This window comes from Imperialibacter sp. EC-SDR9 (assembly GCF_902498805.1).
In the GTDB taxonomy this organism is placed as follows: domain Bacteria; phylum Bacteroidota; class Bacteroidia; order Cytophagales; family Cyclobacteriaceae; genus Imperialibacter.
Genome location: NZ_LR701574.1, coordinates 343,507 through 369,698, shown reverse-complemented (window position 1 = coordinate 369,698; position 26,192 = coordinate 343,507). Strand labels below are relative to the sequence as shown.

The 26,192-nt window shown below is 46.4% G+C and carries 22 protein-coding genes; 16 read left to right on the top strand and 6 right to left on the bottom strand.

The features are described 5' to 3' along the window. Window positions 1–7 precede the first annotated feature (7 nt). Together GC130_RS28520 and GC130_RS02845 are read right to left on the bottom strand one after the other, a co-directional pair. Window positions 8–154 (bottom strand): hypothetical protein, encoded by a 147-nt coding sequence (locus GC130_RS28520; RefSeq protein ID WP_193217743.1) that lies wholly within the window; start codon window positions 152–154, stop codon window positions 8–10. Between the two features lie 42 nt (window positions 155–196). Continuing rightward, entirely contained in the window at window positions 197–523 is a 327-nt protein-coding gene (locus tag GC130_RS02845) for a GIY-YIG nuclease family protein (RefSeq protein ID WP_151996743.1), read from the bottom strand. Between the two features lie 213 nt (window positions 524–736). Here GC130_RS02845 and GC130_RS02840 point away from each other — a divergent pair, with 213 nt between their 5' ends. From GC130_RS02840 to GC130_RS02830, 3 genes are all read left to right on the top strand, one after another. Continuing rightward, entirely contained in the window at window positions 737–1,000 is a 264-nt protein-coding gene (locus tag GC130_RS02840) for a hypothetical protein (RefSeq protein ID WP_151996742.1), read from the top strand. Window positions 1,001–1,301: 301 nt separating this feature from the next. Beyond that, window positions 1,302–2,702, top strand: a complete 1,401-nt coding sequence (locus tag GC130_RS02835) for a S9 family peptidase (protein ID WP_151996741.1) — start codon at window positions 1,302–1,304, stop codon at window positions 2,700–2,702. 180 nt (window positions 2,703–2,882) lie between these two features. Next, window positions 2,883–3,785, top strand: coding sequence for a pentapeptide repeat-containing protein (locus GC130_RS02830; RefSeq protein WP_151996740.1), 903 nt, complete (start codon window positions 2,883–2,885; stop codon window positions 3,783–3,785). A 259-nt stretch (window positions 3,786–4,044) separates the two neighbouring features. On the opposite strand, the gene GC130_RS02825 is transcribed toward GC130_RS02830, so the two are convergent. The 3 genes from GC130_RS02825 to GC130_RS02815 all read right to left on the bottom strand — a co-directional run bounded on the left by GC130_RS02825 (window position 4,045) and on the right by GC130_RS02815 (window position 8,508). Beyond that, entirely contained in the window at window positions 4,045–6,726 is a 2,682-nt protein-coding gene (locus tag GC130_RS02825; protein ID WP_151996739.1) for an FtsX-like permease family protein, read from the bottom strand. Continuing rightward, window positions 6,716–7,060, bottom strand: coding sequence for a PadR family transcriptional regulator (locus GC130_RS02820; RefSeq protein ID WP_151996738.1), 345 nt, complete (start codon window positions 7,058–7,060; stop codon window positions 6,716–6,718). The genes GC130_RS02825 and GC130_RS02820 overlap by 11 nt, the downstream gene beginning before the upstream one ends. Before the next feature lie 233 nt (window positions 7,061–7,293). Beyond that, window positions 7,294–8,508, bottom strand: coding sequence for a DUF763 domain-containing protein (locus GC130_RS02815; RefSeq protein WP_151996737.1), 1,215 nt, complete (start codon window positions 8,506–8,508; stop codon window positions 7,294–7,296). A gap of 125 nt (window positions 8,509–8,633) precedes the next feature. Here GC130_RS02815 and GC130_RS02810 point away from each other — a divergent pair, with 125 nt between their 5' ends. The 8 genes from GC130_RS02810 (at window position 8,634) to GC130_RS02775 (ending at window position 18,106) form a co-directional block, all read left to right on the top strand. Beyond that, window positions 8,634–9,503 (top strand): cation diffusion facilitator family transporter, encoded by an 870-nt coding sequence (locus GC130_RS02810; protein ID WP_151996736.1) that lies wholly within the window; start codon window positions 8,634–8,636, stop codon window positions 9,501–9,503. Window positions 9,504–9,697: 194 nt separating this feature from the next. Next, window positions 9,698–11,158: a vanadium-dependent haloperoxidase gene (locus tag GC130_RS02805; protein WP_151996735.1), complete on the top strand. Its 1,461-nt coding sequence runs from the start codon at window positions 9,698–9,700 to the stop codon at window positions 11,156–11,158. A gap of 112 nt (window positions 11,159–11,270) precedes the next feature. Continuing rightward, window positions 11,271–13,238 (top strand): histidine kinase, encoded by a 1,968-nt coding sequence (locus tag GC130_RS02800; RefSeq protein ID WP_151996734.1) that lies wholly within the window; start codon window positions 11,271–11,273, stop codon window positions 13,236–13,238. A gap of 78 nt (window positions 13,239–13,316) precedes the next feature. After that, entirely contained in the window at window positions 13,317–14,066 is a 750-nt protein-coding gene (locus GC130_RS02795) for a LytTR family DNA-binding domain-containing protein (RefSeq protein WP_151996733.1), read from the top strand. Window positions 14,067–14,223: 157 nt separating this feature from the next. Continuing rightward, the gene (locus GC130_RS02790; RefSeq protein ID WP_151996732.1) at window positions 14,224–15,588 is read left to right on the top strand and encodes a hypothetical protein; all 1,365 of its coding nucleotides are present in this window, start codon (window positions 14,224–14,226) and stop codon (window positions 15,586–15,588) included. Window positions 15,589–15,610: 22 nt separating this feature from the next. Continuing rightward, on the top strand, window positions 15,611–16,807 hold the full coding sequence (locus GC130_RS02785; RefSeq protein ID WP_151996731.1) for a hypothetical protein: 1,197 nt from the start codon (window positions 15,611–15,613) through the stop codon (window positions 16,805–16,807). Window positions 16,808–16,984: 177 nt separating this feature from the next. Next, complete coding sequence (locus GC130_RS02780; RefSeq protein ID WP_151996730.1) at window positions 16,985–17,491, top strand: GNAT family N-acetyltransferase; 507 nt, start codon at window positions 16,985–16,987, stop codon at window positions 17,489–17,491. Between the two features lie 93 nt (window positions 17,492–17,584). Next, window positions 17,585–18,106: a DUF2911 domain-containing protein gene (locus GC130_RS02775; RefSeq protein ID WP_151996729.1), complete on the top strand. Its 522-nt coding sequence runs from the start codon at window positions 17,585–17,587 to the stop codon at window positions 18,104–18,106. Between the two features lie 170 nt (window positions 18,107–18,276). On the opposite strand, the gene GC130_RS02770 is transcribed toward GC130_RS02775, so the two are convergent. Then, window positions 18,277–20,817, bottom strand: a complete 2,541-nt coding sequence (locus GC130_RS02770) for an ATP-binding protein (protein ID WP_193217742.1) — start codon at window positions 20,815–20,817, stop codon at window positions 18,277–18,279. A 673-nt stretch (window positions 20,818–21,490) separates the two neighbouring features. Between GC130_RS02770 and GC130_RS02765 the strand changes: the two genes are divergently transcribed. From GC130_RS02765 to GC130_RS02745, 5 genes are all read left to right on the top strand, one after another. Further along, the gene (locus GC130_RS02765) at window positions 21,491–22,054 is read left to right on the top strand and encodes a Crp/Fnr family transcriptional regulator (protein ID WP_151996727.1); all 564 of its coding nucleotides are present in this window, start codon (window positions 21,491–21,493) and stop codon (window positions 22,052–22,054) included. 70 nt (window positions 22,055–22,124) lie between these two features. Continuing rightward, on the top strand, window positions 22,125–22,784 hold the full coding sequence (locus GC130_RS02760; RefSeq protein ID WP_151996726.1) for a hypothetical protein: 660 nt from the start codon (window positions 22,125–22,127) through the stop codon (window positions 22,782–22,784). A gap of 511 nt (window positions 22,785–23,295) precedes the next feature. Next, a complete protein-coding gene (locus GC130_RS02755) occupies window positions 23,296–23,688 on the top strand; it encodes a hypothetical protein (protein WP_151996725.1) in 393 nt (130 codons plus the stop codon). 114 nt (window positions 23,689–23,802) lie between these two features. Further along, a complete protein-coding gene (locus GC130_RS02750; protein ID WP_151996724.1) occupies window positions 23,803–24,969 on the top strand; it encodes a TlpA disulfide reductase family protein in 1,167 nt (388 codons plus the stop codon). A gap of 256 nt (window positions 24,970–25,225) precedes the next feature. Next, window positions 25,226–25,684 (top strand): hypothetical protein, encoded by a 459-nt coding sequence (locus GC130_RS02745; protein WP_151996723.1) that lies wholly within the window; start codon window positions 25,226–25,228, stop codon window positions 25,682–25,684. The last annotated feature ends 508 nt before the right edge of the window (window positions 25,685–26,192 follow it).

The window sequence follows — 26,192 nt, the reverse complement described above, 5'->3', positions numbered from 1 at the left end:
CTCCGTTTCACTGCGGAATGGCTGTTACCGGACGGCGGTGTTCCATGGCGAGTTTAGGTGACTGTTCATTGGTCACCTCACTTTTTCCTGATCTTGAAGCCCAATCATCACTCAGCGAAGCTATTTCGCAGCGGAGCGAAGAAATCCTATGCATATTGAAAGAGATATGGAACGGGGTTCTATACACGGAGAACGACTACCTCGCTGTAGTTTCAGGATCAGGTGGCCATAGCATAATCTCGCTATTTAGGAATTTCCACTCAGGGTTAAGTGAATTGATTAGCCCCTCTTTTCGTTTCCTATTCCAATCCTTGATCTCCTTTTCTCTCTCCAATGCATGGCCTGGCAACGTAAACCTTTCGTAATAAAGCAAATAGTAACAGTAGTACCTCCCTGCAAACGTTTCAGGTTTTCCCCTATTCAGAAAGTGCTCGACTAGTCTTTGTTCAAGGTCGTTAGTCATTCCAACATAGAGCACCTTTTTCGTTGAATTGGTAAGGATGTAGGTGAAGTAGTTACTCATAGTTTAAAAATAACCTTTAACCCTGTATTTAAGAAGTTGTTGATTGGGTCTTTGCTTGGCAAAAGATTATTCACCGCTTCGCTTGGTTAAGATAGTTTCGATTCGAGTGTGAATCATCACTCAGCAAAGCTATTTCGCAGCGCAGCGGAGAAATCCTATGCGAGCAATAAAATCGTATGGAGTCTGAATCGATGGCCTGATTCCACTAAAAAAATGACTTACGGGACTGTAGAAGATTCCTCCGTTTCACTGCGGAATGGCTGTGACACAGGGTTCGACCGTCTGGAAGGCTATTCGAGGATAACTGTGGCCGTCGGAATGACAACAATACTGGTGATGGATCGCCTGGCAGTCTTTCGAATGCGAGGCTGCCGGGATACGACGGTTTCGATTCGAAGCCTGATCATCACTCAGCGAAGCCATTTCGCAGCGGAGCGGAGAAATCCTGTGCGAGCAGTAAGAGATTACGGAAACTGAATCGGTGACTCGATTTCAAATCAAAAGCAAGTACTTACACGGCTGTAGAAGATTCCTCCGTTTCACTACGGAATGACTGTGACACAGGGTTCGGTCGTCTGGGCGGTTGTTCGAGGTAAACTAAAGACCTGTGGAATGGAATCTTCACTACTAAGAACAGGCGGGAAATGTTTGTTCTTTGTTCGTTGATCAAAAACAATCATGCTCTCTAAATATTTCATTATTATTACCTACCAAAATCACTACGAAAAAGAACCCCATTCATATCTCTACTTTCAACCAGTACCTTAAAAACCGGAAGATGAAAAGCCTGATCACAATGCTATTGATAGTCCTGACAGCTGTGTCAACGCATGGACAAGACATAACAGGGCAATGGAACGGCATTCTGAAGGTGCAGGGGATACAATTGCGAGTTGTTTTCAACATTAGTAGAGTTGAAAATGTCTACCGATCCACAATGGACAGCCCCGACCAGGGGGCCAGAGGAATACCCGTTACCACCACAAGTTTTGAAAATGCCACTTTGAAACTTACCGTCGCAAATGCTGGAATTGTGTATGAAGGCGTGTTGGGCAACGACGGCGTTGTGGTTGGCAACTTCAAGCAAGCTGGTCAATCTTTCCCCATGAATCTATCAAAGGATATCGTTGAAAAGGAAAGGGTTGTTAGGCCGCAGGAGCCGACAAAGCCCTATCCCTACCACTCCGAGGACATTACATTTGAGAATAAGAAAGCGGGCATTTTCCTGGCAGGAACATTGACCTTACCCAGGGAGACTGGGGTGTTCCCGGTGGCCATTTTAATTAGTGGCAGTGGTCCGCAAAATAGAGATGAGGAGCTGGCGGGGCATAAACCATTCCTTGTTCTATCCGATTATTTAACGAGAAACGGGGTTGCCGTGCTGCGTTTTGACGATAGAGGAACTGCCTCGTCAGAAGGGGATTTCAAGACCGCTACCAGTGCAGACTTCGCAACGGATGTGGAAGCAGCTATCGACTATTTGCGAACACGAAAGGAAATAGATAAGCGTAAAATAGGGCTGATTGGTCACAGCGAAGGAGGGCTCATAGCACCAATGGTAGCTGCCCGCTTCAAAGACGTTGCTTTCATCGTACTATTGGCTGGAACTGGCATCCCCGGCGACCAGCTGCTTTTAGAGCAACAGCAACTGATCGGGAAAGCATCGGGGCTTAGCGACGACGTTTTGCAGAAGAACCAGTCAATCAGCAAAAAAGCATTTGAAATGGTGGTGAAGTCAACCGACCCCGAACAGCTAAGAACGGACCTGACGAACTACCTCAGCATTGCTCTGAGAGAAGATGGAACTGCCGCATTGCCGCAGGGCATGAATGTGGATGACTTTGTGAACTTGCAGGTGAGCCAGCTGGTAAGTCCATGGATGCAGTATTTCATCAAGTATGATCCGGTACCGGCCCTGGAAAAGGTAAAATGCCCCGTTTTGGCGCTCAATGGAGAAAACGACTTGCAGGTGCCACCAAAGGAGAACCTTGAAGCCATTAAAAAAGCATTAACCAAAGGGGGAAATAAGAAGGCGACGATCAAGGAGTTGCCAGGCTTGAATCATCTGTTTCAGGAAAGCAAAACAGGCACCCTGGCCGAATACGCCGTCATAGAGCAAACCTTTTCTCCAATGGCCCTGACGGAGGTATCCGATTGGATATTGGGACAAACGAAATAAGTCGGCGGCAGAAGGTGCCGATTAAAGGGGGTTACCCTAACTCACACACAAATACAACCATCAGTTGTCAAAAAGCAACCAAAATTAGCGTAATTACAACTATAAGGATTGAGTTAATTGATGATCCGGGAAATGAGTTGAAATACCTTTGTCGTGTCGAAAACAATAAAGATGACACATATGGAAACAAAGATGATTGGTAGCAAAATTGCCGATGCAAGAAAGAAACTCAATGTCTCTCAGGCGCAGCTGGCGCAGCAGCTCTTTATTAGCCCGCAGGCAGTTGGCAAATGGGAACGGGGAGAATCTATCCCGGATATTATTACTCTTGACAAGCTTGCCAAAATAGTAGGAGTTGACCTCAATTATTTTTCAGAAAGCTTCTCTACTAGCGGCACAAATGGAGACAAATCTGCATCAGAAAAACAGAACGTACTGGCTGGAGAATCAGGCACCAGCGCAAGAAAAAGTCTTAACTGGGATATGTCGTATGGGAACTGGCTGGATGTTGACTTTTCCGGTCTCAAAAATCTGCAAGAGAAGTTCAGCGCATCCAACATACAACGCTGTCTGTTTGTCGGCTCAAATTTGTCAGGACTTCTTCTCAATAGCAACAATGTGAGTGACTGTGACTTTTCAAATTCTGACATTACTAACAGTCACATTCAACGTTCTCACTTGACCAACAATATATTCAGGGACTGTTCGCTAAACGAAGTTGAATTTTTAAAAAGTCATATCGAAAGCGGCGACTTTACTTGTGCCGATTTTACTGGTGTGGAGTTTAAATCGGGTGGTTTCGGGAACAATAAAATTGCCAATGTTGTGTGGAGCCGCACCTCGTTTATTGGCAGTCTGCTTGCTGACTTGGTTTTTGAAGGCAAAATAGACGGTTGTTTTTTTGAAAGCTGCACATTTACAAGAGTGACATTTCAGCGTGCAACCCTGGTGAACACTTTTTTTAAGAATAACAAGAAATTGAAGCAGGTTCGGTTTATTGACTGCCAGGCAGACAAATTGACCTATGCCTTTTTGAAAAACGGGAAAGCAGACCTGAGTGGAGTGACGTTGTTGGGGGAGTAGTGGTGGTCTTACGCCTTATTCAATCTACCCGCTTAGAATACCTTGTCAAACTTAGGAAAGCCCGGCCTTAAGTTTCTCTTCGGTGATACTGATCGCCTTTACTTAGAGACTTGTTTAGGTTCCAGGCCGATAAGGAGCACTACCAGCCTGTCAAAAAAAAAGTGATGATGTAACCGGGTTATTCGATGAATAACGTGTCGTGATAATAAAAAAGAGGCTGTTTTATGCAGCCTCTTTTTTATTGACCTGGAAAGCCTTTTTATTCACTTCTTAAATACTTTACCGGATTGATATACACCGCCTTGATGGTTCTGTAAAGTATAGTGAGCAGGGTAATCAATACCACCGCCAAAATAGGAACGACAAAAAGGACAGGAGAAATAGTCACCTGATAAGCGAACGTGTCAAGCCAGCCACTCATAAAGTAGTAGCCAAGAGGCAATGCTACCAGCGCAGCAACTGATATCAGCCAAATGAAATTTTGACTGACCAGCCAGATAATGTGGGGCGATTTGGCACCCAGCACTTTCCTTATACCGATTTCCTTCGTTTTTCTTTCAACAATGAAGGTGACCATGCCTAACATGCCCAGACACCCGATGAGCACAGCCAGCACTGCAAATGCCTTGAACATAGTGCTGAGCCTTTCCTCGCCCTGATACTGGTTTTCGAATGACTCGTCTACAAAATTGTAATTGATGGTATTTTTTTGATCAAACTTTGCCCAGGTAGTTTCTATGAAACTGAGGGTTTCCTTGATATTAACTGGATTGATCTTCAGTGATATCCGCCGGTAATAATTGTCATTTTTTAGCATGATCATAGGCCCAATTTCGCTGTGAAGCGATTCAAAGTGAAAGTCCTTTACCACACCAATAATTTTTCCGTCTACCCCGGCATAAGTCATTCTCTTGTCGATGGCGTCTTCCGCAGTCAAAAATCCCAAAGACCTGGCTGCAATTTCATTGACGATGTAATAGCCGACCGAATCGGAGTCCATGTAACGCTCAAAATCCTGGCCTGCAGCCAATTCTATGCTGTACGTGTCGAGGAAATTTTCATCCACCATAATGCATGGCAGCCTGAAATTGATGGGTGTAATCGTGTCGCCCAGAAAGATGCTCGCTCCCTGGCTATCGAGCAGAGCGCCGGTTGGAATTCTCGACACGAAGCTGGCTTTCTCGATCTCAGTGTTGCTGAGCAACTCGTTTCTAAACGCTTCCTTTTTTTCAAAGATCTCATTTGACAACGGCACATCGAGCACACTCTCCTTATCAAAACCAGGATCAGAGTTAAAAATATAGCTCATTTGCGCATTAAGAACCGTTAGTGAAAAGATAATGGCAATTGTAACCACGTACTGAAATGTAACGAGTACCGTGCGAAAGTTTACCTTTCCAGTTTTAAAGGTTGATTCGCCCTTGAGCGACCTGATGGTGTCGAGGCCAGACAGGTAAACAGCAGGGTAAATACCCGCCAACAGTGCCACCAGAGCCAGAAGACCAAACACACTCAGGAACAACTGAAAATCCTGAAGGAAATTGATCGATAGCTGCTTGTCCATGAAGTCATTCACAAATGGCAAGGCGACGGCGGCCAGGCCAACGGCCAGCGGAAATGAAATAACAGTAAGCATCACAGATTCAGTGATGAACTGACTGATCAACGAACCTCTTGAGGCGCCAATTGATTTACGAACGCCAATTTCCTTCATCCTTCGGGTATAGCGGGAGGTGGCCAGGTTCATATAGTTGATGCAGGCTACTACAATCAGGAGAACACCGATCACAGAGAAGATGATTACCTGTGACATGCTGCCGTTATTCTCAATCTCTCCGGATATGTTCGACGTCAGGTGAATGTCTTTCAGGGGCTGTAGCACCAGTCCGTAGTAGTTGTGCGCCTTCACGCCCCTTATATCAGCAATATGTTTGTCGAAAAAGGCCGACCCGCCTGCTTCTACTTCGGCAGATGAAGCGCCATCACTCAATCTCACATAAGTCAGGTAGTTGTAATTACCCGTCACATTGCTCATGGCGTCGGGGTTGTTGACAAAATTTTCATAGATAGCAAACGGAGCCAGGTAGTCGAAATGAAAGTGCTGCTGACGGGGCATATTCTCCATCACCCCGGTGATTTGGAGCGATAGCCCGGCACCTCTTGCTTCAATTTTCACGCTCTTGCCAACAATGTCCTGCTCTCTCCAGTCATTGCCAAAGATTCTAACGGCAACATCTTCGGAGATAACCATAGACGTCTCATTGGCGAAGGCAGACTCTTTGTTTCCCTGAAGGAAGGGAAACGTGAAGATATCGAAAACGTCAGGGTCGGCAAACACCACCTGCTCACCTGGCAGTCTCTTATCTTCGTAAACCACATCGGGGAAAGCCCAGGGAAAGAAACGGGTCGCATGGGTTACTTGCGGGAAGTCCTCCTTAATGCGAGGGCCGTGGCCAGCAGAAGCAAACGCCCAATGACGGGAAAGTGTCTCGCCGTCACCGGAGAAGTTCTTAATGGTTATTCTGAATATCTCATCCGCATGCTCGTGGTTGCGGTCGTAGCTCAGCTCGTCTTTCACAAACAGGGCAATGAGAATAAAGGCAGCCATGCCGGTGGAGAGCCCCAGCAGGTTGATGGCGGTGCTCACCTTGTATTTGGTGAGATTCCGCAGTCCGATTTTGATGTAATTTTTAATCATATCCAATTTATTGTTGAGTTTCAAAAAGGGGAGGAAAGGCTTCATAAGCGAAGGCCTCATCATGCCTGCCACCTGGCGCACAAACCAAAAGTCGGCCAGGCGCTTGCTTGTGGCAGGCACGTGGAATTGATACTCCTCCTGCAGGTCGCCCAGAATGTCTTCGGCAAAGTCGGCATGACAAAACCAAAGCAGCCAGTTGACCGCCCAGGTGGGTGGGTAATATTTTATCTTTCTATCTTCCACAGATCTTCAAATCGAGTACTGTGCCGGGTATAGCGTCCCAAAGGCTCATTCTAGTTTCCTTATAGTGCTCCAGGGCTTTTACACCATAGGGCGTGATTTTGAAGTAACGCTTCCTTTTGCCGCCTCTCACAGCAGTGGCTTCACCAAACTCGGAAGCCAGGTAGCCCTTGGCTTCCATTCTGCGAAGGGCAGTTTGCATGGCACCGGTACTCACTTTGCGCTTCATCCGCATTTCAATTTCTTGCTTTATGTTGACACCATAGGCGTCATCATTCAGGATGGCTACGGTCAGCAATACTATCTCTTCAAATTCGCCCAATTGGTAGTTATTCATAACATTTGCCTTTAATGTCCTAAATGTATATAAAATAGGACGGCATAAAAACCCTAAATGTATATTTAATAACATTAGACGCTGTGAAGAGAATAGGGTTGCGTAGCGGGAGCGAAATTTTGGCTTGAGTGGATCACTGCTCGAATAAGATTTCTTCGCTATGCTGCGAAATAGCTGGGACGGTGGCTTTTGTTGTTCTCTTGGTGCCGGGCTCTCAGATCACAGCGGGTTAATTACTCAAACAATCCCAGCTGCCCACCCCGTAAACCTTTTGGCGGTTTTGCTTTTCCCTTTACCGTTCTGCCTCCGAAGCGCCAGCTATTCTCTCTTTCCTGCTTGATCACATCGTCAAAACTACCTGTTGGCTCAAAATCTTTTTCAAGAGCTTGTGCCGCCATTGTCAGCGAATTCAAAGCTTTAAGTTTATCGCTTTGGCCAAGCCTGGCCTTTTCGATAGAGGTTCTGAGCACGTCGATACTTTCGTCATAGACTTTGGTTGGAACGGGAAAAGGATGCCCATCCTTTCCTCCGTGGGCAAAGCTGAACCTGGCGGGGTCGCTGAAACGGGAGGGGGTGCCGTGAATAACCTCGCTTACCAGGGTCAGCGATTGCAGGGTGCGTGGACCAAGACCCTGCAGCAAAAGCAGGTTTTCGAAATCATGCGTTGGCAGATCCTGAGCTAATACCAGCACGGCGCCGAGTCTTTTCAAGTCTACATCGTTGGCCTGCACATCGTGATGTGAGGGAAGTTTGATTTTTTTGATCTCGGCTAGCATCTTGTCCGGGTTTTCTTTCGAAATGGCGATGATGCCACTTTTGGAGGTGGCCGCATCCTTGTGTGTCAGGTTAAGTATCTGGCCCTGATTTCGGCCATATACAAACGTATGAGGTTCTTCGGTAAAGCTCTTCAATTCAGACGAATGCCAGTGATACCTTCTGGCATAGCCAGTGGCATCATTCATTCCCTGCTGGATAACAGACCATTCTCCGGTGTCGGTCAGTACGAAGGAGTGCAGATAAATCTGGAAGCCATCCTGAATGGCTGTGTTGTCTACTTTGGCAGAAAGTCGGCTGCTACGCACCAATTCGGCCCCATTTAGCCCTGTTCTGCCAGCAATAACCATCAGCTCGTTGGGAGTGTTGCGGCTGTGCTTGCCACGGCCACCACAGATGTAAATGCCCAACTCTTTGGAAATAGGATTGATTGAACTCTTTAAAGCGCCCATCACAGAAGTGGTGATGCCTGAGGAATGCCAATCCATCCCCATCACGCACCCTAACGATTGAAACCAGGCAGGGTCGCTCAAACGTTTGATCACCTCGGCTTTGCCGTATTCCAGCACAATGGCTTCCACTATCGCCCCACCGAGCAGGGCCATGCGTTCCGCCAGCCAGCGTGGCACGGTACCATAATGTAGAGGAAGGTCAGCATGACCGGAACGTTGCATACGTATAAAGTTAAGGCTAATGTAGAACAAACACTTTTCAGGGCGTCGAAAATCGGCTAGATTGCCATCATTATATGATTTCTTACCTTTTCTGATAACAGGCGTTCTCAGCTACCGGCCACCTAATGACAAACGAAGACAAAGCCATACGAACCACTTACTTCAGCATTGTTGGCAATACCTGCCTGGCGTTACTGAAGGGGCTGGCCGGCTTTTTTGGCAACTCCTATGCGCTGATAGCTGATGCCATAGAGTCAACAACAGACATCTTCTCGTCGTTCCTGGTGCTGCTGGGCCTTAAGTATGCCAAGCGGCCCGCCGACGACAATCATCCCTACGGTCATGGACGGATTGAGCCTCTCATCACCTTCATTGTGGTGGCCTTTCTCGTTACATCGGCGACAGTAATCGCCTACGAAAGTATCCAACATATTCTCACGCCACATAAAACTCCAAAGGCCTGGACATTGTTTGTGCTGGGAGCCATCATCCTTTGGAAAGAAACCTCCTATCAAATCGTGATGAAACGAGGGAGAGAAACCAATAGTTCCTCTTTGAAAGCTGACGCATGGCACCACCGCAGCGATGCGATTACCTCGATCATGGCTTTCATTGGTATTTCCATTGCCATTTATTTTGGGGAGGGTTATGAAACAGCCGACGATTGGGCTGCACTGTTGGCTTCTGGTTTTATTTTATATAACAGTTACCTCATTTTCCGACCGGCTTTAGGAGAAATCATGGATGAACACCTATACGATGACGTCGTTGCTGAGATAAGAGAAGTAGCCAACACTGTTGATGGAGTCATTGATACAGAAAAATGTTTTGTCAGAAAAGCCGGTATGCAATATTATGTGGATCTGCACGCTGCTGTAGATGGTAAAATTACTGTTACCGAGGGGCACGACATATCACATAAACTTAAATCAGCCCTCAAGAAGCAAATTCCAGCAATTGCCCAGGTACTCATACATATTGAGCCCGACGAATAAAAAGCTTTAAGCGCTGCTTGACAGCATTATTTGATAAAAATAAACTTTCGAGAACGATCCCGGCCTATTATTTCTTTGCATTGCGATCTAAATTCGATAAAATAGCCGCTTTATACCTACTCAAAACGTATTGAAGCTTTTGCCTGGCTAAATGAGCATTGTCATCATTGGCCGGTCGAAGCTGACCATCAGTCATGAAAAGAATTTCAACCCTCTACCTGTTCATAGCGCTTTTACTTGGTTGCCAACAAAACAATCAAACATCCTCAAAACAAGAACCAGAGCCAATCGGTGTCGATAATGTCGCCTACAAATGGGGCAAAATGGCCTTGAAGGCTACTGCGAATGACACGGAAAAGTTCAGGCCACGTCCTACTATTACCTCCCGTTACCTGGGATTGATCTTCGTGTCGGTTTTTGACGCCTGGTCCAGGTACGACGAAAAAGCAACGCCTGTTTACCTTTCCGGAGTTCAACGAAGACCTGCCGATGAACAAACTCTGAAAAATAAAGAGGTTGCTATCAGCTACGCAGCTTTCCGGGCCATGAATGAATACTATTTTTCTGACGAGACAATGTTCCGGGATTTTATGAAGGAGTTGGGGCTTGACCCCGATAACGAATCGATGGACGCCACTACACCAGAGGGAATAGGCAACCTGGCTGCCAAAGCAGTGATCGAAGCACGAAAAGGCGATGGCGCTAACCAATATGCGGAAGAGGCCGGATCGGATGGTCAGCCCTATTACGACTATACTGGCTATGCGCCGGTGAACCCGGTTGATAAGAATGTGGATCCGAATCGCTGGCAACCCAAATATTTTTCCGACGGCAAGGGGGGGAAGTATGCGCCTGGCTGCCTCACGCCCTTTTGGGACAAAGTGAAGCCAGTGGCGCTGAAGTCAGGTGATCAGTTTCGCCCGGGACCGCCACCCATGGTAGGGTCTGAACAACTGGAAAAAGAGGTGTGGGAGGTGATAGATATGCAAGCCAACCTCACCGACGAGCAAAAGGCCCTTGTGGAATTTATGCGGGACGGCCCGCAGTCGGTGCAGCAGGCCGGGCACTGGTTGAAGTTTGCTCAGGACGTGTCTGTACGGGACAATCACACCCTTGACCAGGATGTGAAGATGTACTTCTACAATCAGGTAGTAGCCATGGACGCCTTTATTGCTTCCTGGGATTCCAAGATATTCTACGACTATGCGAGGCCTTATGCGTTGGTGCATCAATACTACGATGACCAAAAGATCAAAGCCTGGGGCGGTGAGGGAAAGGGCATGATTGAAATGACAGGCAATCAATGGCGACCTTATTCTCCTGAAACCTTTCTTTGTCCGCCGTTTCCCAGTTATGTATCCGGCCATAGCACCATCAGTGGAGGATGCGCTGAAGCGCTGAAGCTATGGACAGGGAGCGACGAATTTGGCTCGGAGTCGGTTTTGGTGGCTGGCGCTATGACGGAACCCGACAACCTGGGTGACACCATCACTTTAAGGTTTCCAACATTCACCCAAACGGCTGAAATGGCTGGCATCTCCAGGGTGCTTGGGGGGTATCATATCCAGTCCGACAATATTGAAGGGCTAAAACTGGGCCGGGACGTGGCCAGAGAGGCGTGGAAGTTTTATAAAATGCATGTGGGAGAGGATTAAAAGACCTCTTAAGTGTTGTAAGCTTGATGATTGCGCAGTTGTTTGCGACTACTAAGTTCCGTCACCTGATGTCAATGTTGTTCCGCTTCTTCAGAGCATCTATATTACAGTAATGAAAAGAGCTTGGGTGGTTTCTATTTGCTTGTTGGTATGTTTTGGAGCAAACGCTCAAAACGCTGTCCCCATTGACAGCCTGCTTTTGGCGTACAAGAAAAACTCCGGCAACAGGCAAGCCCTGGAGGGGATAGTCAATTATTATCGGACGGAGAACCTTGACTCGCTGCGCCGCTATTCTAACCAGCTGACGGCGTTGGTCGGAGGCAATAAAGAGTTGGTCAATGAAGTTTTGCTGACTCGTGTCAACGCCTATATCCTTTTTAACCACTACGACAGCGCCGCTAGTCTGCTTCAGCAGCTTAAATTGGACGAAAGTGCCAGTCCCCTGATACGGGTGGGGTATATCATGGCCACAGGCCGTATATTACTTTTCAATCAGCAGTACGACAAGGCTTTGGAGAATTTCTACAATGCCCGTCAGCAAATAAAAGACAATGACCTGACCGAGCTTTTGCCTGAAGCATACGCCGATATAGCGTCGGTGTTGCGACAGAACAATGACCTTGAAAACTGTGCCAGGTATTATGCTCTTGCTTTAGCAGGAGCAACAGCCATGAATAATGCTGAGCTGCAGGTAAGAGTTTGTTATGCCTTGTGCAGGATATATAATGGGGGCATTTCTGTCAACCTCGATTCGTCGATATACTATGGTGAGTTGGGTATGGAAATAGCCCGCAAGGCCGGGTACAACTACGGGTATGCCACCATGGTGGACATTGTAACTGCGCCCATCATCCGGCAGGGCCAATACCGTAAAGGCATACAAATGGCCAAAGAAGCCCGAAGGTATATTGAGAAATATAATTTTCCGCAGCGTTCTCTCTATTATCAAATACTCAACGAAGGCTTTGCTTATGAAAAACTAGGTGTCTACGACTCTGCTATGCTTCGTATGACTGAGGGAGAAAAGCTTCGCCCAACAGGTATCGATCACTATCGACTTAAGTACCTGATTCACAAATCGAAGGGAGAGTTTAATCAGGCACTACAGGCATATGAGCTGTACAAGGCCAAGTATGACTCTATAGTGAGCGGAAGGAATTCTGCAAGCCTGTCGTCGCTTCAGGCAAGGTTGGAAGCAAATATCAAGGAGCAGGAAGTTGCCAGGCTGACACAAACTGCCGAAGTACAAGCCTTACAGCTATCCCAGCAAAGGTATTTTTTGGGTGGCCTGGCCATTTTAATCATATTGTTGCTTGGAGGTGCCGTGTTGATTTACAGGCAGCGGCAAATAAAGCAACAACAGGCGCTCACCAATTTGGAACTGGAAGAAACGAGAAAACGGCTAGCGCTGGAACAGCAATACAGGGCTTCCGAACTCAAAGCGCTGCGTTCCCAAATGAACCCGCACTTCATATTCAACGCACTCAATTCCATTCAGGAATACATCATGATGAACGAGAAAAAGTTAGCAGGCAAATACCTTGGGAAATTTGCCGATCTGATGCGCATTTATCTTCATCACAGCCAGATCAAACAAATCACCGTTGCTGAGGAAATTGAGGCGTTGAATCTTTACCTTGAGCTCGAAAAGCTGCGTTTCGAAGATACACTTTCCTATCAGATACAAGTTGATGAGCACCTCGATCCAGGACTTGTTACAATTCCTACATTTCTCGTTCAGCCCTACGTGGAAAACGCCATCAAGCATGGCCTGCTTCACAAAAACACTGATCGTGAGTTGTCTGTCTCTTTCCGCTACCATCCCGATCATCAGGTATTAGAATGCGAAATAGTTGACAACGGCATTGGCAGAAAAAAATCGGGAGAAATCAATGTTCTGAGAAATCCCGATCACCAATCGTTTGGTATGAGCGCTACCAAAAACAGACTGGAATTGCTGAATTTCAACAATAAAGACAGGCCGATAGGGGAGACCGTCTATGACCTGCATAATGACGCCGGTGAGTCCATAGGCACTAAAGTGGTGCTAAGTATTCCCGTATTGGAATTCGTCAGTTAGGAAGTTGAAAATCGGCATTGGGAAACTTGGGCGGGATGAAGCTGAAATACGCCATAGTTTTAGAGGAAAGAAGAGTATATGAGGGCAGTAATTATTGATGATGAGCAGAAAGCCAGAAATCTCTTGCGGATTTTGCTGGAGGAAAATTGTCCTCAGATCAACGAAATAGAAGATGCCGACAGTCTGCCAAAAGGAGTAAGCCTTATCAATCAGTTCAAACCTGACATTGTTTTTCTCGACATAGAAATGCCTGGATACTCAGGTATTCAGTTGCTTGATTTTTTCACCCGGGAGCAAATCACTTTTGAAATTATTTTCACTACAGCCTATAGCGAGCATGCCATCAAGGCCTTCGAGCTTAACGCCATCAGCTACTTGCTGAAGCCGCTCCGGGACGAGCAGGTTGAAGGAGCGGTAAAAAAAGCCATTACCCAAATTGGTAAATCGAGAGTGAGTGAGAGACTGGAAGAGCTTAAAAACTCCTTCAAGGCTTCCAGTGTTCGTAAAGTGGGGCTTCCTGTGTCCAATGGTGTCATCTTTGTCGAATTCGATGACATAGTGATGCTCGAGGCAGACAGAATGTATACCAAAGTTTCTACGCAAAGTAGCGGAGACATCCTGGTTAGCAAGCCGATGAAGTTTTTCATTGACGTATTAAAAGAAGCCGCAGAGTTTTATCGTCCGCACCGCTCGTACCTCATTAATCTGAAACATATCAAACAATATGTGAATCAGGATGGCGGCTATATCATCATGGACAATCAAAAGACCGTCGGCATCTCCAAGGACAAGAAAGACGAGTTTTTCGAGGTAATACAGGGCAGCTGATTGCCTTTCTTTTCGTTCTTACCTCACCTGCCTGCCATTCCTTAATCTTACCATTCTCCGGCTTCGGAAATTCAAACCAGCCCTTTGGAAGTTCGCTTGAAAATCCATTCAGGAACGAAAGCATCTTTGTTTAGTCACCGCCATCTAAACAAAGAATATGGAACGGAAAACAACAATTGTAAAAGCCTCAGTAGTTCTACTCTTCCTCATGGTCTTTTCCGCCGCCCGGGCGCAGGAAAGTCAAAACACGATTTTGAATGGTTTTGAATCCGGCAACTACACGGTTTACAAGCTGGGCGAGAAAGGGAAGTTTGAGAAAGTTGGGAAACCATGGCCGGTAGTTATCACCAAACAGGGCGGCAACGTAAGTGAGGTCCTGGTGAAACGGTCGGGCATTCTCGACGAGCCCTTTGCTCCGGATGTGCCCGGCTATCCTGCCTACTTTGCCTTCAAAGACCTCAGGCTTTCGTTTCTCAATGACTATGCCGTTTACTACGAGTGGAATGGCAAGCAGGAAGCTACCACCAAATATGTGCTGGTAAAAGAAGGAGGTGATTTTAACCTGGATCCGGGAGCCACCAACAAGCTGGTAGCTGCCTACGCCACAGCCACCTTTAAAAACCAAACCAGCGCCAGGGACAATGTGAAAGCCAAGAAAGCCGAGTTGGCTGAAGCAGAGCGCAAGGCAAATTCGCTGGAAGAAAAAGCTGTCGCCAAAATTGAGATCCAGCTCGTGTCGCAGCCTGCGAAAGTAGCCCACTTCAGTGAAGCTATCAAATATGGTGTTGTTGCCACGCTGAAAGATGGCACGATGCTCAAAACGCCTAACCTGGGAGGGAAAATACCCTGGGAAGACTTCGAGCTGGCGCACAAAGGCTGCAGTAACACCATCGACGAGGTACGGGTGGATGTGGACGCCTCATCGCTGACCGACGATGTCGTTTTGCTCCAGATTACTTCCGTCTACCATCCGTCGTTAAAAGCGTCCCTGGCCATCAATACGACCAATGATGTGAGCGTTCAGGTAAACCAAAATGGTTTCTGGGGCAACGAACGTCATCAGCATATGACTGTTTTTCAGGGCGTCGATGGGCAGCATGCTGGCAATGGAGACGACCTGGTCATCAAAGTGCAGACCGTACGGCACAAGAAGACAGGTGCCAGCCTCAACAAGATAGAGATCTATAATACCAGCAAGGCCAAAACGGTTGCTCACTATAAGCTAACACCCGATACGCCCCTGATAATAAACGCCAAAGGAGGTCAGGGAATGAATGGCAGCAAGGGTCGCCAAAGTGAAACGGCCGGAGGTAATGGTGGCAATGGCGGCAACGGCGGCAGTGTTACCATCATCAAAGATCCCTCCGTGGCATCGTTTAACGTCACCATCAACAATCAGGGGGGGAAGGGTGGCAACGGAGGGCCACCTTACTACAACACCGGCATTAAAGGCAACGATGGAAACCCAGGTGCCGACGGTTACACTGATACCAAAATCGCATCAGTAAATCTGAATTTTTAATAACCAATAAATAAGAACCAACATGAAAAAGTTAATTCTATCAATGGCACTGCTGGGCGTTTTCGTCCTTTTCAGTGCACAAGAAGCGCACTCCCAACTAGCTGGTGCACTGGCCGGTAAGGTGGGCAAAGGGAAGGGTGGCAAAGGCGGCGGAGGTGGATCATTTACGGCATTCAACGATGAAACCGATGCCATGGGCGTCACAGGCGAGTACTTCGGTTTGAGTGACGGCAAAGCGTATGGCCTTCGTTTTGTGAAAGAAGAAGCTGGTAAAATGGTAAACAAGCTTCACTACTTCGAGAAGAAAGGCGATGAGCCACAGTTGAAGCTTGATTTGAAAGAAAACTACTACACCAAACACCAGGTGAAGCTGTTTTACTTCTGGATTTCAGCAAGCGCTTCCGGCTATGTTGAGTTGGTAGAAGTCGATCCGGGTGTGATAGCGCAGATCAAATCTGATCGCAGCTATAACGACGGCCCCGTCGGCCTTGACGCTACCCGCACGGTGGTGGATGTTTATGCCAAGGACAAGGCTAGCTTCGATACCTGGGATGTGGAAACCGCCCAGGCCAAATTGGACATGCTGATTGGTAGCCTGAAGGCTGAGGAAAGCGAAAAAATCAAGAAGAACCTGATGAAGTTTGAGTCTTATGGTGGCTATGTAGGCAAAATAGCGTTCGCCAAAGGAACCAACTACCTGCGCAACCAAAGAGAAAATGAGCCGGTAGAAAAGGTTGCCAACTTTATCACCAAAGCTGAGCTGGGTTCAACGGTGGCTTATAAGCCTTATTTTGAAATGCCACTGGAAGTGTCGCACCCAGGTGCCTGGTTCAACATTACTTACGAAATGCTTGGTGAAACTACCGATAGAGAAGTGCTGAGAAAGACCAGTTCAGTGTTCTCTGAGAACATTCCACAGATAGACAAAGACAAGGGAATCTTTTACTTCCTGTTTCCAAGGGTCACCGTCGACAATTCTTCAAATTCTGCTGACTACGCCTTCCTCGAACTTTTGAGAAAAAATCAGGAGAAACTGAAAGTGGGAGATGTTTACGACCTCAAAGTCACTATTTGGGCTTATAAAGACGGAGCAAATATTGACCCGGTAGCGTCAGGCACTATTCAGCTTGAATACACCAAAGAAGCTACAGGCACCAAGAAGCTATTGTTTGATCCGGTAGATGGTTGGGTGTCCAAGCTTGAGAAAGTATTAGACTAATTGGCGTTTAACACGGGAAAGTTAAAACCAACTGGCAAGTGCTGGTTGGTTTTTTTGTTTTATACCATTCTGGTGGAAAATATTCATTGAAGTCACTGAAATGGCAATTTCCCAGAATGGAAGGTAGGTGTTGAAATGCCGGATAATACTTAACTTATCCTACCACCGCAAAAGGAAATGAAAATAGTCAACACACAGCTTGCTGACCTCGATCTTGTTTGCCATCTTTTCGAAGAATCAATCAGGTACCAGGAGGCAAAAGGCTACCCAGTCTGGCGCAACTACGACAAGGGAGCAATCATCAGAGACATTGAGCAAGGCAATCAGTACAAGGTGGTTGCCGGAGACGATGTACTGATTGTTTTCAGTGTTGCTTACACCGACAAGGTAATCTGGCGGGCGATGGATCAGGGTGATGCTGTGTATCTGCACCGTATTGTGGTGAACCCTGTTTTTAAAGGACAAAGGCTCTTTGGCCACATTGTGGATTGGGCGAAGAGCCATGCCAGGCACAAAGGTCTTAGCGCTGTAAGAATGGACACCTGGGCAAACAACCCTACCATTGTCAACTACTATCAGGGATTCGGCTTCACCTCCGTCGAAAACTATATTACGCCCGATAGTGAGGAGTTGCCTGTGCATAACAGGAGACTCGGGCTGACCTTATTGGAGCATAGGTTGTAATGTTTTGGTTAAGATATTTCTTGTAATTATTGTATCTTCCATCTGAAATCAACCGGTTACAATTATTTCCAGTTTACTCATAACTTATCCAACATGAAAAGTACTTCAATTAGAGTTTTCGGACTTTCAGTCCTTTTTGTTTTTGCTGCACTTGTTTATGCCCAGGCGCAGCCAAAAAGCCCCAAAATGACCGCCAATGGAAAGGTTGGCGATGCAAACATTACCATTGAGTACAGCAGCCCTTCTGCAAATGGCAGAGAGATTTGGGGTGGACTTGTGCCCTACGGCAAGGTTTGGCGGGCAGGAGCCAATAATGCTACTACCTTTGAAACTGACAAAGACATCATGGTAGGTGGCAACAAGCTTGCCAAAGGCAAGTACAGCATCTACATCATTCCGAGTGAAAAGGAATGGCAGGTGATATTCAACAAAGAAGTGGGGCAATGGGGTATTAACAGAGACGGCACCAGCACCAGAAAACCGGAGAGTGATGTTTTCATAGTGAAGACTACACCTATGGCAGCCGACATGCAGGAGTCGCTTTCTTATGCGGTGGCAGGAGATAGCTTTACCATCGCATGGGAGAAGCTGAAGGCATCAGTACCGTTAAAGTAGGAAGCGTTTTCTACTCATACAGAATACCCGCTGGCTTGTGGATTTTGAATCTTCACCAGAGGGTATTTTTTTGTGGTCTGCTTTGCCGGTCCGGCATAAGCCTGTTGTTTTGGAAAGCTAACCGATGAACCAAGCAATAAATACTGTTGATTTCCCTTATACTCCTTGGCTCACCTTTCGGTGGTATCAAATTGCTTATTGGCAAGCACCTCTTTCTTGCCTTCCAACGGAATTGTGATCGTAACGGAAGTACCTTCATCGGGCGCTGACTCAACTTCTATCGACCCATGCAATATCTCAAGCTGTGCTTTTACGAGGTAAAGGCCTATCCCACGCCCCTCTACGTGCGTGTGAAATCGCTTGTAGAGCTTAAATAGCTGTTTTTTGTAAAGCACAGCGTCAAACCCCAGCCCATTGTCGGTGATTTGTATGACTGCACTGTCGTCTACTTCCCAACTTTTTGCTTTTACCACCAGGCTTCTGTCCCACGACTGATACTTGATAGCGTTGCTAAGCAGATTATGAAAAATGCTTTGAATCATGGGCTGGACTGTGAATATCTCAGGTAGTGCCGAAAAATCACACTCAATTGTTTCACTCCCGGTGAGGCTTTCTTTCAATGAGCGAATACTCTCCTGCCACTCCTTTTCCAGGTCCACAGGCTCACGATAATGACTGGGTGTCGTTCTTAGATCCAGGAGCTGCCCTAAGTCTTTAATGATTTGATCCAGGTCTTCTGCCGTGGTGCCCATCAGCCCGATCAGTTGCTTTGAACTTGTGTCATCCAGCTCTCTGCTTGCCAAATCGGACAAGCCGAGCAGCCGGGCGACTGGCCCACGAATATGGTGAGAAACAGTATAAGAGAATTGAACGAGTTCATTGTTATATTTAACAAGCTCCTCGTTCGTTTTCACAAGCTCGTTTGTTTTTTCTTCCACTAGCTGTTCGAGACCCCGGTTAAGCTCGCTGATCCTTTCGTTGTTAGTGGCCAGCTCCTCCGACTGCACCTGAATGCGCTGGTTTTTTTCCACAATAGTGGAGTGCAATGCCTTGATTCTCTTATAGAAACGATAGTAGGCAATGGCCACAAAGCTGAGCAATGCGAGGCCGGCGAGTCCCACGATCAGAAGCAGAAACTGCTGATCCAGCATCGATTGCTGTAGGGCAATCTGATTGTCAGCCAACAGCTTTTCTTGTTGCAATGCCCTGATATCCCTGTCTCGCTGGTCGATCTGGTGCATTTTTTCAAGGTTGGCGAACTTCCTGCTTACATCAGACTTGTGCAGAGAGTCTTTCAACTGACTGGCCCTCATGGAATACGCCAGGGAAGCTTCGAATTGCCCCTGAGCCGCCAGAAGATCCCGACGGGTGTTGAAGCACATGATCAAAATTTCATTGGCTTCAGTCAAACCGCAGTAGTATTCGGCCTTGTTGAGAAAGCTGGTTGACTCTTCGAAATTTTTTAGTTTGAAATGCGCATCAGCCAGCCCCCAGTTAACTTGTGCAAGGCTAAAGTCTGAATGTGCTTCTTCGGCTAGCACAGAGCTCCGGCTGTAATAGCCAAGGCCCTCTTCATATTTTCGTTGCTTCACTCTCAAATATCCCAAATACATCAAGGCATCGCTGCTGCCCCGTTTGGCATCTACAGTTTGGAATATATTAAAAGCAGAGTCCAAATTGCTTTGTGCTTCTTGAAACCTGCCTAATTCCGTCAAAGTGGCCCCCCTTAGAAGAAAGGCCGTGCCTATTTCGGCTTTCAATTGGGCTTTTGCCTGCAAGACGATTACTTCGTCGGCCAGCACCACGGCCTGAGGGAAGTCACCCAGTCGATAGTGGATCCATCCCATGGTGGTGATAATGCTGCGAACTTCTGCATTGTAACCACGCAGCTTGCAGAGTTCAAGGGCAGGATACAAATGATCAAGGGCCAGTTCGTACTCAGCTCGGTGGGCAAATTCCAGACTGACGTCGATTTGCAGGGTGATATATTTGCGGATGAGTGATTTTTCCAAAAAAAAGCTGCTGGCAGAGTCCATCAGCACCATTGCTCCGTCCACATCGCCTTTTTTAAACAAGATCAACCCTTTGATATGAAGGATGTCGAAACGGCTTTCCTCATACTCATAGGCGCTGGACGCAACCTTTTCCGCATCCGAAAGGATACTGTCAGCACCATTTACATTATTGTTCCTGATGCTGTTATTCGCTTTTAGCAGAAGGGCTTCAATCAGCAACGCCTTTTTAGGGAGAGCCCGACGTATGGCGATGGCGCTGTCGAGGTATTTTTGCTGCTGGTCAATCTGGTGCCGCTGCCCGTAAGCAGCACTCATGTTGCGGTAAATTTTTGAGAATGTAGCAGGATCTGACCCGTCTTCAAAATAGGCAAGGGCCTTGTTGAAGAAATACAGGGCTGAATCGGTGGCCACTTCTTCCAGCGCCAGGTTGCCTAGCTGGAGAAACGAATAGCCTGTGTTTTTTCTGTCTCCGATCTGCTCCGACAGCCGAAGGCCCTTGTGTAAGTGAACATGTGCAGGAGCAAGAAAGCCAGAGAGGTATTCATTAACACCTTTGTACGTATAGGCTACGGCTTCTCCCTTGCGATAGGCAATCTTCTTGCTTAATTCAATCGCCTGTCCATTGTACTGTTGAACCTTCTCATTATCGACAGTGATAAACTCGTAGGTGAGCTGATTAAGGATATCAACTTTCACTTCATTTTTTGATCTCGTCAATACCTGTTCAAGACTATCGGCAGTCGATAGCTGGCTTAGACCTGTACCGCTGATGCACAAGGAAAAACACAATAAAATGAAAGACCTAAAAGGAGGCATTTAGTGAGCTAAGGTCGGATAGATCGAAGTTTCTGCTGATCAAAGTCATAGCTTACCCTCATCAGAAGATCACTTTATAATAAAAATTTTTAATGATATATCATAAACCAGACAGCTTCGAAAATGTTATAGAACGAGCCAGCGGTTTGCAGACAGTTGGCGCAAAATAACGTAAATGAACTGTCATAGTCAAAGACATTTACAATGCATTAAGCTGATTTTCAGCTCTTTTACTTGATTTTTGAATCCAAAGAGGAGTGAGGCAATATGTCCAATTTTGCAGATTGCATTTGTTGTGCCCGGCAACACCAGCGCATCAGGCATGAGCAATCTGCAAATCCGCATTTGATTTTAATTTTTATCAAATGTCCCCTGTTATTAGCAACTGGGTCCGTTTCGAAAGGAGTGCAGCTACTTCCTATTATATGTAAGCATTGGCTGTAGGTAAAAACAATGTGAAGTCTCCCTATTTATCGCTATATTTCTAGAGTATGCCGGATAGTGAATACCAGAACCTGAGCTGCTGGCACTCTGCATAAACACTGGAACAGCTATGATCGATTTTTTAGGTTTTTGCAACAGGCTCTCCCCACTCAATCAGGAAGCCTCGGAGGATTTGCTGAAAAAGCTAAAGAGCCGGACGATCGAAAAAAATGACTTTATTTTGAAACGGGGAGAGGTGTGCCGTCACCTGTGCTTTGTCGATGAAGGACTAACCAAGACATTCTTCACCAGCGAAGACAAAGAATTCGTCATGCGCTTCTTCGCTGAGCACTCCATGTTAACTGTCATCGATAGCTTTGTAACCGGAGCACCATCCAACTACAGCATGCTGGCATTAGAAAGAACTTCTATCACCTGCATTAGTGGGATTGACTTGGAGCAGCTCTGTGAAAAGCACCATTGCATAGAGACCTTTTTCAGAAGGCTGGTGTCCATGGCAGCCTCCAAGATGATGAACCGAGTGAGCGAAATGCTGGAAGACAATGCTACTGAACGCTATAACCACTTTGTAGCAGAGGAAGGGCAGCTCCTGCAACGGATCAGCCTGGGCGACCTTTCTAACTATTTAGGAGTCACACAGGTAACTCTCAGTCGGATCAGGGCGAAGAAGTGATTTTTTAACATTTGTAAAAAGACGGCTCAGCTTTTCTTAGAAAGTTTGTATCAACCAACTTTTTACAACCATGCAAACATCGAAATCAACCAGAATTTTTAGCCTGGTCATTGTCATTGCCTTCTGTATTGTCATGCCAACGATTGGCTATATCAACATCGGGCTTCCACCAGTGATTATTGTAGGAGGATCTGCGCTCGTCGGCTTCCTGTTTTGGTATTTCACCTACCTTAAGAATCCTACTGACCCTAAGATCATTTTGCCGTTGTTTTTGCTCACAGTGGCAGGTTTGCAAATTCACATCATTGAAGAATATGAAACGGGATTTGCCCCAGCCATGAGTCGGCTTTTCGAAATTCCCTGGACAGAAAGGAGCTTTTTGCTCGTTTTTGCCCTTGTGGGCCCGACGGCCTACACATTAACTTCACTGGGCCTTTATTACCGTGTGCCGCTGGCAGGCTTTATCGCCTGGTTCATCTTCATCGGCCCGGGCGTAGCCGAATTCACCCACTATGTTTTCCCATTGCTGACACCTAGCATTGAGGCTGGCAATGTGAACGACGTTACACAGACCATCCTCGGTGTAGAGGTAGCCGACATGCCCAACTACTACTACAAGACAACTGGTAGCTACTATTTTTCCGGCATGTGGACCGCCTTTCTGCCCATGATACCAGGCATCTATTCGATTTACAGGCTGATGAAGGAGCATAGACTCCAGACGAAGTAGCGGCCTTGCTGGCAAGTGTATGTGCCGTACCTACGGCACTTGGCAAAAAAAGGTGTTACATGGTGAGCTTACCGGCGTGTTGTCCCTACGGGACTGGGACTAGCCGCTTTTCCGAGCTGTAATTTAACACCACCAGCAGCCATAATAACTGCCTCAATGCTACCACAGTCGTCTGCGTAAGTTCCATAGGGAGGGGCGACAGGGAGTGTTGCCACCTTCCTATTTAGTAGGAACTAACCCAAAAGTGACCGTCATTGCGAGGCTGCGGCAAATGCCTACTGATTGTGTCCGGGATTTAGGTCGCAGCTGTGGCAATCTTTTCATTTCGGAGCCGATCTAATACCGTACAGAACTAGCTCTATTTTCTGTATTGATACTCACAGGGGTGTTCACTTCATTTTCTTCGCTTATCCCCAACATAACTCTTCGGGCATTGCGAAACAAGCACTTTACCCATGGCGGAATAGGCGTTTGTGCTGTATATTTCGCCTTTTATCTCAGCGCACAAAATATGAACACCAAAATTATCATGACACTGGCGGCAGTCATATTGGGGGCTGCTGGCATAACCCTCACTTTTATGCCCGACGCCTTGTTGAATTATGCCGGTATGGAGGAGAGCGAGACCGCACTATTGCTGATGCAAATACTGGGCGCCTTGTACTTCGCTTTTGCCATGCTCAACTGGATGAGCAAAGGCAGCCTCATTGGAGGGATATACAACCGGCCGGTTGCCGTAGCCAATATGACTCACTTTCTCATTGGCGGACTGGCCCTGGTGAAAGTGCTGATGTCAAATCCACACGCTTCCCACCTTATCTGGGTAACTGGGGTCATTTACGTAGCGTTTGGCATTTGCTTTGGCATCATTTTGTTTCGCCACCCGGTTAGAGAAGCGAAATGATGGAATGGAAAGCTGATGGCGGGGCGCTTCGGGCTAACTAAGTAGAAGTTCTACAAATGCGTATTTTCGATTGTTTTCTTCTTCTTATCCGTGAAATGCATTGAAGCAAACACAATGATACCACTACCTTTACTTTTCACATTTATCAGCTTGTTTTCAGGTGCTCGTTTAGAGGATAACGGCATCCTGCTCAAAACAATTTCGACGCTCAAAACTCTGAAAACCATTGAGTACCAACACCTGTCTCAAAGAGTAGACAAGAATGAGACAAAATCCAGCCTGGATAGTGCCGTTTGTTTCTTTGACTTTACTGCTGGCGACAGCCTAGTAGGGGCGAGGTACCATTTTCAATCAAGCTTCGGAGAAGAGGTCTTTAACGGAACGACTGAATACAATTGCCATATTCAAGAGCGTAGGATTCTGTTTTCTAACACACCAACAAAAGGCCATTTAGGCGGGTCTTTTTGGGTCCGAAACTCCATGCTGTCTCTCAGGAGCTTATTGCCACAAATGATGAAGGACCCTTCTGTTGTCATTGTGCAGCAAAAGGATGAGGTGGTAGATGGCCGGTCTTATTACAAGCTCACCATTGAGTTAAAAAACAGGAGAATTAGAGATGGAATAGATATAGTGGAGCAAAAGGGGACAGTACTTGAGCAAGAGTTGCTGATTGACAAAGAGACCTATCTGCCTTATAGCTATCGAACGATAGTTCCTGGAAATCAAGGATTTCAACTGGTTACTTTCAAGCACATCAACACCAACGCCAGTAGGCCTGATAATATTTGGACGTATGAGCGATATCCGGCAGCATTTTCAAGACAGACCTACGAGGAATTTGATGCAGCCGAGGCAACTAAAATGACGACAAAAATCGGCAGCATGGCTCCTGAATGGAAACTCCCAATGGTTGACGGTGATTCTGCGAGCTTGTCAAGCCAAAAAGGCAACTTGGTGCTGCTCGAATTTTGGTTTCCCTATTGTAAAGGCTGCGTGGAAGCTGTACCAGATATAAACGCTCTTCAAGAAAAGTATAAAAAGAATGGATTGAGGGTGTATGGCATTGAAACGCTCAATTCCAGCTACGACAAATTAATCCGCTACATAAAAAAGTATAACATCGAACCTCCCACATTATACAATGGCAAATTAGTGGCCAGGGAATACGAAGCCCGTGTAGCCCCCACCTTCATGTTGCTGGACAGAAAAGGCAGGTTCGTTTATATCAGGGAAGGCTTCGATAAGGAGGAGATCATCAAGGCGATTGAGGGGAATTTGTGAGGGCTTTGACGGCTTGCTCAGATTGCGCTAGGGTCGCAAAGGTTTCAGATCATGGAGCGATATTCGCAACCGGTTCGAGATTTTGAGGCTAACTTGCTGAAGAGGATATTTTCTTGTTGGTCGGAAATAGTTATTCTGAAGAAAATTGTCCAGGTTTAATACTTAACGACGATGCTCGGGTCTATTTAGTGAATATGTATTACGCTAATTGTTGATATCTTGATGCTTAATATGATAAACCTAAAGTCGCAAGCGAATGGCATTTATTAGTTTCCGAATCGACGGGCAAGACACTGTTGTTGAACGCCCAACCATCTGCCCTCATTGTCATGTTGCAACCCAACCAGAACTTTTAGCGCACTTTCTTCATAAGCGGTCAGAGGAGGGAAAGCAAGAGCGATTAATAGTCTGGAGGTGTATGTACGATGATTGTGGGAAAACGATAGTTTCCATTTACGATCAGGTTGCTGATATATTGGCAATTGATCGAATTTTAGATGGCAGTCCACTAGTGCCAGAATGGCCGGATGCAATTAGATCGTTGCAGTTTTCAGCTGGTAAATCAGGTGAACATCTGGATACAAGATTCTTGGCCGCCTATAGTCAGTCACTGTTAGCTGAACAGCATGGTCTAAGCGAAATAGCTGGAATAGGTTATCGTAAAGCAATCGAATACCTGGTTAAAGATTTTGTCAGGTACCATCACCCAGAATAAAGTGATTCCATTCAGAAAATGTGGCTGGGGCAAGTTATCGATAAGTACTACGACGGTGAACTTCAGGAAATTCTTAAACGAGCGACTTGGCTGGGAAACGACCAAGCCCATGCGAGCCGTCTATTTGAAGACTTTCACATCGGCCACTTGAAGGAGCTAATTGGACTTATCGCAGTCGAACTGGATAGGAGAGCTAGAAAAGAGCACTACATCAAAAATATACAGAATCGGAAGGTTTGATTAAAGCAATCGGCTGACGCTCAGTATGAAAGAGGAAAGCACAATACCACAGAAAAAAGGTAAGCTTCTTAAATAACTAATGTCGCTCCCATTGGCACTAGTCGTTATTGATCCATAACAATCAAAATTAGAAGTGAGTATGAGGCAACTTTGTTCAAACTCCTAGGATTTTTGTGAAACAAGCTGATACTTAACCCCATTCGCTGGCGCAAGTTTAGCCCTTGATTTAACCGAAACAGCTGAAATCCATTTTTTTAGCCTGCGTTTA

Coding starts and splice junctions, on each gene's coding strand:
- GC130_RS02765 (WP_151996727.1), top strand. CDS start 21,491: ATGATCGATTTTTTAGGTTTTTGCAACAGGCTCTCCCCACTCAATCAG.
- GC130_RS02845 (WP_151996743.1), bottom strand. CDS start 523: ATGAGTAACTACTTCACCTACATCCTTACCAATTCAACGAAAAAGGTG.
- GC130_RS02815 (WP_151996737.1), bottom strand. CDS start 8,508: ATGCAACGTTCCGGTCATGCTGACCTTCCTCTACATTATGGTACCGTG.
- GC130_RS02750 (WP_151996724.1), top strand. CDS start 23,803: ATGATACCACTACCTTTACTTTTCACATTTATCAGCTTGTTTTCAGGT.
- GC130_RS02805 (WP_151996735.1), top strand. CDS start 9,698: ATGAAAAGAATTTCAACCCTCTACCTGTTCATAGCGCTTTTACTTGGT.
- GC130_RS02760 (WP_151996726.1), top strand. CDS start 22,125: ATGCAAACATCGAAATCAACCAGAATTTTTAGCCTGGTCATTGTCATT.
- GC130_RS02810 (WP_151996736.1), top strand. CDS start 8,634: ATGACAAACGAAGACAAAGCCATACGAACCACTTACTTCAGCATTGTT.
- GC130_RS02790 (WP_151996732.1), top strand. CDS start 14,224: ATGGAACGGAAAACAACAATTGTAAAAGCCTCAGTAGTTCTACTCTTC.
- GC130_RS02780 (WP_151996730.1), top strand. CDS start 16,985: ATGAAAATAGTCAACACACAGCTTGCTGACCTCGATCTTGTTTGCCAT.
- GC130_RS02745 (WP_151996723.1), top strand. CDS start 25,226: ATGGCATTTATTAGTTTCCGAATCGACGGGCAAGACACTGTTGTTGAA.
- GC130_RS02785 (WP_151996731.1), top strand. CDS start 15,611: ATGAAAAAGTTAATTCTATCAATGGCACTGCTGGGCGTTTTCGTCCTT.
- GC130_RS02840 (WP_151996742.1), top strand. CDS start 737: ATGACTTACGGGACTGTAGAAGATTCCTCCGTTTCACTGCGGAATGGC.
- GC130_RS02835 (WP_151996741.1), top strand. CDS start 1,302: ATGAAAAGCCTGATCACAATGCTATTGATAGTCCTGACAGCTGTGTCA.
- GC130_RS02795 (WP_151996733.1), top strand. CDS start 13,317: ATGAGGGCAGTAATTATTGATGATGAGCAGAAAGCCAGAAATCTCTTG.
- GC130_RS02820 (WP_151996738.1), bottom strand. CDS start 7,060: ATGAATAACTACCAATTGGGCGAATTTGAAGAGATAGTATTGCTGACC.
- GC130_RS02830 (WP_151996740.1), top strand. CDS start 2,883: ATGGAAACAAAGATGATTGGTAGCAAAATTGCCGATGCAAGAAAGAAA.
- GC130_RS02800 (WP_151996734.1), top strand. CDS start 11,271: ATGAAAAGAGCTTGGGTGGTTTCTATTTGCTTGTTGGTATGTTTTGGA.
- GC130_RS02775 (WP_151996729.1), top strand. CDS start 17,585: ATGAAAAGTACTTCAATTAGAGTTTTCGGACTTTCAGTCCTTTTTGTT.
- GC130_RS02755 (WP_151996725.1), top strand. CDS start 23,296: ATGAACACCAAAATTATCATGACACTGGCGGCAGTCATATTGGGGGCT.
- GC130_RS28520 (WP_193217743.1), bottom strand. CDS start 154: ATGCATAGGATTTCTTCGCTCCGCTGCGAAATAGCTTCGCTGAGTGAT.